The organism is Pseudomonas sp. HUK17, assembly GCF_001566765.1.
The window spans coordinates 71,115-77,336 of sequence record NZ_LSMW01000006.1 but is presented as its reverse complement, the minus strand read 5'-3'; the positions used below and the strand labels follow the sequence as shown (position 1 = coordinate 77,336).

Sequence of the window (6,222 nt, the reverse complement as noted above, 5' to 3'; positions counted from 1 at the left end):
CCAACGTCCTGTCAGGCGCCATCCTGGCCTGGTCTTCATCCGTGACCTCAGGGCTGCGCATCCTGCGCGGCTGATGGGTGTAGATTACGCAGTCCCCGCAGGTAGCAACATGGCCAGGTGACACCAGTCGGTGTAAGCCTTTTGCCATAGCCTGGGGAACATGGCGATCGCCGCCTCGACTAATGCTGACCCCGCCGAAGATCCGCCATGGCCCTCTCGACCTCCTTCGCTATCGTGCAACAGCAGATGCGCCGCGCCGCCGGCCTGGTCTGGAGTACCTCACCCGCGCTGATGATCAGCCTGATCCTGGCGACCCTGGTCGCCGGCCTGCTGCCGGCGCTGGCCGCCTGGCTGGGGCAGCGCATCGTCGATGCCGTGGTGGCGGCCATGCGGCTGCATGCCGACCAGGGCCAGGCACCGCTATGGCCGGTGCTGAAGTTCGTGCTGGCCGAAGCCGGGGTACTGGCGGCCCTGGCGGGCGCCCAGCGGCTGCTGTCGGTGCAGCAATCGCTGCTGCGGGTACGCCTTGGGCAGACCGTGAATCTATTGATCCTGGAAAAGGCCCAGACCCTGTCGCTGGCGCAATTCGAGGACGCCGAGTTCTACGACAAGCTGGTGCGAGCCCGGCGCGAGGCTTCGATACGACCGCTGGCCCTGGTGACCAAGTCCCTCACCTTGCTGCAGAACCTCATCTCCCTGGTCAGCTTCGCCGTGCTGCTGGTGCATTTCTCGCCCTGGGCGCTGCTGTTGCTGGTGGTGGGCGCCCTGCCGGTGTTCCTCGCCGAGGCGCGCTTTTCCGGCGATGCCTTTCGGCTGTTCAGCCGGCGTGCGCCCGAGACCCGCCGCCAGACCTATCTGGAAACGCTGCTTTCCCACGAGGCCTACATCAAGGAGGTCAAGCTGTTCGGCCTGGCGCCGCTGCTGCTGGAGCGCTATCGCACCACCTTCGCCAAGCTCTATGCCGAGGACCGCCGCCTGACCCTGAGACGTGACGGCTGGGGGTTCGTCTTTGGCCTGCTGGGCACCCTCGCCTTCTATGCCGCCTATGCCTGGGTGGTGCTCGATACCGTGCGCGGTCGCCTGAGCCTGGGCCAGATGACCCTCTATCTCACCCTGTTCCGCCAGGGTCAGGCGGCGGTCAGCGCCAGCCTGACGGCCCTGGGCGGGCTCTACGAAGACAGCCTCTACCTGAGCAATCTCTACGACTATCTGGGCCAGCCGACCAGTGCCGAGGGCGGCAGTCTCACCCTGGGCAGCCAGCCTGGCGACGGCCTGAGATTCGAAGGGGTCGGCTTCACCTATCCGGGTGCGACCGCGCCGACGCTCAAGGACATAAGCTTTCACCTGGCGCCGGGCCAGAGCCTGGCCCTGGTGGGCGCCAACGGTTCGGGCAAGACCACCCTGATCAAGCTGCTGACCCGCCTGCACAGCCCGACGCGTGGCCGTATCCTGCTCGATGGCAGCGATCTGCAGGAGTGGCAGCCGGCGGCGCTGCACAGGCGCATCGGCGTCATCTTCCAGGACTTCATCCGCTACCAGCTCACCGCCGGCGAGAACCTGGGGGTCGGCGATACCGCGGCCTTCCACGACGAGACGCGCTGGCGCAAGGCAGCCGAGCAGGGCCTGGCCGACGAGGTCATCGCTGGTTTGCGCGAAGGCTACGAGACGCAACTGGGGCGCTGGTTCCTGGGCGGTCAGGAGCTGTCCGGCGGGCAGTGGCAAAAGATCGCCCTGTCGCGCGCCTACATGCGCGAAGACGCCGACATCCTGGTGCTGGACGAACCCACCGCCGCCCTGGACGCCGCGGCCGAGGCGGTGATCTTCGAGCGCTTTCGGGCCCAGGCGCAGCAACGCATGACCCTGCTGATCTCGCACCGTTTCTCCAGCGTGCGCAACGCCGATCAGATCCTGGTGCTGGAAGACGGAGAGATCCGCGAGCGTGGCGATCACGAGGAGTTGCTGGCCAGCGGCGGCCGCTATGCCCAGCTGTTCGATCTGCAGGCCCGGGGTTATCGCTGATCGCCGGTGGCGAACTTCGCGCAGGGCGCTCTGCCCAACCTTAACAACCACTCGCGGAGGCCGCATGAACGATCAGATCAAGGAAAACCCCGACGAACTGGACATCGATCCGGACATCGCGCCCGATCCCGAAGAGCCCGTGGGCGATGACCCGGAAGACCGGCCGGTGGAAGAGCGCCTGCCGCAAAAGAATCCGCGCGATCCGGAGTACAGCTGATGAACGCCATCCTGCCGCTGCCCGAGGATGAAGATCCGGAAGGGCTGCATCCTGCGGAGCTGCCCGCGGACGAAGACGATGCGCCGCCCGTGGATCCGCTGTGACGGGTCAGGCGTAGGGTTTGCCCTCACCCCAACCCTCTCCCCGAGCGAGAGGGGGAATGGTGGCCCGTAGGTTGGGTTGAGCGCAGCGAAGCCCAACGCTTTTCGGGCCGGCACAGGTTTGTTGGGCTTCGACGATGGAGCCGTCTCAGCCCAACCTACGGATATTCCGCATCATGAAAAAGGTCCGCCATGGCGGACCTTTTCTTTGGCCTTATTTCGGGCCGGGTTGCGGTTGGTAGAGTTCGAGCAACTTGAGCGTGACGCCGTTGGTCCAGCCGAAGCCGTCCTGCAGCTCGTACTCGCCGCCGCCACCGCCCTGGCCACCAGTGAGGTCGTATTTTTCCACCAGCTTCTGCTCCCGGGCGTAGAGATTCTGCACCTGGGTCAGGAAGCGGGTGCCGATGTCCGCCGCCAGCTTGTCCTGCTGATAGCGGCGCAGGCCATCCACGGCCACCCACTGCAGCGGTGCCCAGCCATTGGGCTCATCCCATTGCTGGCCGGTCTTGACCGTGGTGGTGGCGATGCCGCCCGGACGCAGCAGCTGGTTGGCCACGGTCGCGGCGGTCTGGTCGGCGCTGCTCTGGCTGGCCGCACCCACGAACAATGGGAACAACGTCGCCGCGGTGACCTTGTCGGTGCGGCGCTTGGCCTGCCAGTCGAAGTCGGTGTAGTAGCCGGCGGGATTCCACAGGTAGCGATCGATGGCCTGCTGGCGGGTCTTGGCCTTCTGGCTGTAGGCCTGGACGCAACTGGCCTCGCCGGTCTTTTCGCAGGCCTTGGCGATGGTCTGTTCCAGGTGATAGAGCAGGCTGTTCAGATCCACCGGGGCGATGGCGGTGGTGCGGATGGTCGCCAGGGTCTTGCCATCGCCGAGCCAGCGCGAGGAAAAGTCCCAGCCACTCTCGGCACCCGCGCGCAGGTCTCGATAGACCTCGCCGGCCGGTCGACCCTTGGCCTGGGCGGCGGTGGCCAGGTCTTCCATATAGGATTCCTGGCGCGGGGTATCGCGGGCGTCCCAGTAGCGATTGAGCAGGGTGCCGTCGGCCAGCTTGACCACATGGGCATTGGCCTGGCCTGCCTGCAGCCCTTCGGCGCCGGCCATCCAGTAGGCGTATTCCTTCTGCAGCTGCGGGAGATAGCGACGATAGGCGGAATCGCCTTCCAGGCTGGCCTGCAGGTCGACCATGTAGGCGAAGAACGGCGGCTGCGAGCGACTCAGGTAGTAGCTGCGATTGCCATTGGGGATGTGGCCGTAGACGTCGATCTCATGGGCGAAGTTGTCCACCATGTCGCGGACCAGGTCGGTGCGCCCATCCTTGGCCAGGCCCAGCATGGTGAAGTAGGAATCCCAGTAGTACACCTCGCGGAAGCGACCGCCCGGTACCACATAGGGCTTGGGCAGCGGCAACAGGCTGCTGTAGGCCGGGACCTCTTCGTAATGGCGGGTCAGTACCGGCCAGAGGTCCTTGATGTGGGTGGGCAGGTCGGCGCCCGCCTTGGGCGGCTCGGCCTTGATCGGGGCGGATTCTTCGAAGTTGGCGCTGACGAAGGCCTTGAGGTCGAAGCCCGGCTTGTCGCGCTGGGCCAGGTAGTCCTGGCGGATGTCGGCCGGATTGCGCTTGGGCAGGGCATCGACGAAGTGCTTCTGGTCGGTGAACAGCTTGCCCTGCTGCACCGCGGCGAACAGCTCGGGATAGGCCTGGTCCGGCGGCACGGCGCGGGCGTTGCTGGCGTCACGCCAACTCCAGGTCGGGGTTTCCGGCTTGCTGCCCTCATGGGCGCAGGCGGCGAGAAAGGCGATGGACAGGGACAGGACGAGCATCCGCGCGGGTGGCGCAGGTGGCAGGCGTTTCATGAAGCGCTCCTTTTCTTGTCGACACGACAGCAGCCGCAACAGACGTTGCGACACGAAAGGATCGACCCTGAAGCGCCGCGACAGTTCGCCGCGACGGGCTCAGCTACCCGGGCGCAGACGCCTCACGCTGCGCGCCAGTTCCTCCAGGCCGAAGGGCTTGCCGATGAGTTCGAAGCCCTCTTCCGCCAGCTCCGGCAGGGACGCCGGGTCCGCCTGACCAGACAGATAGAGCACCGGCAGCCCGGGGCTGGTGGCCCGCGCCTGCTCGGCCAGTTGCCGGCCGTCCAGCCCGGAGAGGCCGAGACTGGTCACCAGCAGATCGATGCGCAGGGTGCCCGAGGCGATGAGGGCAACCGCGGTGGCGCTGTCGGCCACCGCCAGTGGGGTGTAGCCCAATTCCGCCAGCACCTCGCCGATGATGACGCGGACCTCGCGCTCCTCCTCGACGATCAGCGCACAGTCACCGGAGACTTCCGGCAGCACCGGGCCTTCGGCTTCGCTGGGGGTGGGCTGCACCTCGGGCTGGGCCAGCAACCGCGGCAGATAGAGACTGATGCAGGTGCCCTCGCCCACCACCGAGTGGATTTCCACCTGGCCGCCGGATTGGCGGACGAAACCATAGATCATCGACAGGCCGAGACCGGTGCCACGACCGCTGGGCTTGGTGGTGAAGAAGGGCTCGCAGGCACGCTTGAGGGTATCGGCGTCCATGCCGGTGCCGGTATCGCAGACCTGGATACGGACGAAATCACCGGCCACCGTCTCGATCGGCAAGCCGATGCTGAGGGGGCCGCTGACGTTTTCTACCCGGATGCTCAGGTTGCCGCCTTCGGGCATGGCGTCGCGGGCGTTGATGGCCAGGTTGAGGATGGCGTTTTCCAACTGGTGCGGATCGCAATGCAGCAGCCAGAGGTCGGCGTCCAGCTGGACGTCCTTGCGGATCTTCTTGCCCAGGCTGTGGCGCAGCAACTCGTGCATGCCCTGCACCAGCTGACCGGCATCCACCGGGCGCGGTTCGAGCACCTGACGGCGGGCGAAGGCCAGCAGGCGCTGGGTCAGGGCAGCAGCGTTCTCGGCCGAGCGGGTAGCGGTGTCCAGATAGCGCTCCAGCTCCTGGATGCGTCCCTGCTGCACCCGCCGACGCATCAGGTCGAGCGAGCCGACGATGCCGGTCAGCAGGTTGTTGAAGTCGTGGGCGATGCCGCCGGTGAGTTGGCCGATGGCTTCCATCTTCTGCGCCTGGCGCAGTTCCTCTTCCAGGGCCACCAGCTCCTGGCTGCGCACCTCGATGCGCTCTTCCAGGTTGCGGTTGAGTTCGTCTAGGGCCTCGCGGGCCCGCACGGTTTCGCTGACGTCGCGAGAGATGGAGAGGAATTTCAGGGGGGTGCCGTCATCGCCCAGGATCGGCGTGACCACCACGTCCCACCAGCGCCGGGTGCCCTTGGCGGTGGGCGCGAGCCCGGTGAAGCGGCCGATGCCGCCGTGGCGCGCCGCCTCGATCGCGGCCAGCACCTCGTGACGCTGCCCCTCGGGCCAGAGTTCGGCCCAGAGGCGCCCCTGGAAGGGAATGAAGTCATCGATCTCCATGACCATCAGGCCGCCCGGATTCATGTATTCCAGGCGCCCTTCCAGATCAATCAGCTTGATGCAGTCGACGCTGCAGACCATGACGCTGCGCTTGAAGGCCTCGCCCTGCCAGAGCTCCGCCTCATGGCGGCGCTGCGCGGTGACGTCCAGCAGTACGCCGCCGGCCTCGCGCCGCTGGAACTGCAGGCAGCGCAACTGGCCATCGGCACCCTGGTGCCAGGCCTCCCAGACCTGCCCTGGCGCGGGCAGCAGTCCCTCGGGCGGCGTACTGCGACTCTGTAGGCCGCTCAGCACCTCGGCGGGTGGAAGGCCACGGGCCAGCGCCTCGGCGTCCCGTTCCAGCATGGCCGCACAGGCGGCATCCGCGCGCCATTCGGCGCGGCTGGGATCGTATTCGAACAGGCCGACGGCAAGGAATTGGGACATGGTGGGTAGGTGGC

Annotated in this window: 4 protein-coding genes; 2 read left to right on the top strand and 2 right to left on the bottom strand. The window is 66.7% G+C overall.

What is annotated here, in order from left to right:
* The first annotated feature begins 207 nt into the window (after positions 1 to 207).
* Positions 208 to 2,019, top strand: a complete 1,812-nt coding sequence (locus AX284_RS04090; protein WP_068383727.1) for an ABC transporter ATP-binding protein — start codon at positions 208 to 210, stop codon at positions 2,017 to 2,019.
* A gap of 64 nt (positions 2,020 to 2,083) precedes the next feature.
* Positions 2,084 to 2,236, top strand: coding sequence for a hypothetical protein (locus tag AX284_RS11940; RefSeq protein ID WP_177329645.1), 153 nt, complete (start codon positions 2,084 to 2,086; stop codon positions 2,234 to 2,236).
* Positions 2,237 to 2,551: 315 nt separating this feature from the next.
* Here the strand turns inward: AX284_RS11940 and treA are convergent, their stop codons facing one another.
* Both treA and AX284_RS04080 read right to left on the bottom strand, forming a co-directional pair.
* Positions 2,552 to 4,195 carry an alpha,alpha-trehalase TreA gene (gene treA / locus AX284_RS04085; protein WP_068383725.1) on the bottom strand — a complete coding sequence of 548 codons (1,644 nt, stop codon included), beginning with the start codon at positions 4,193 to 4,195 and terminating at the stop codon, positions 2,552 to 2,554.
* A gap of 99 nt (positions 4,196 to 4,294) precedes the next feature.
* Positions 4,295 to 6,208 (bottom strand): PAS domain-containing sensor histidine kinase, encoded by a 1,914-nt coding sequence (locus AX284_RS04080; protein WP_068383724.1) that lies wholly within the window; start codon positions 6,206 to 6,208, stop codon positions 4,295 to 4,297.
* Between the last annotated feature and the right edge of the window lie 14 nt (positions 6,209 to 6,222).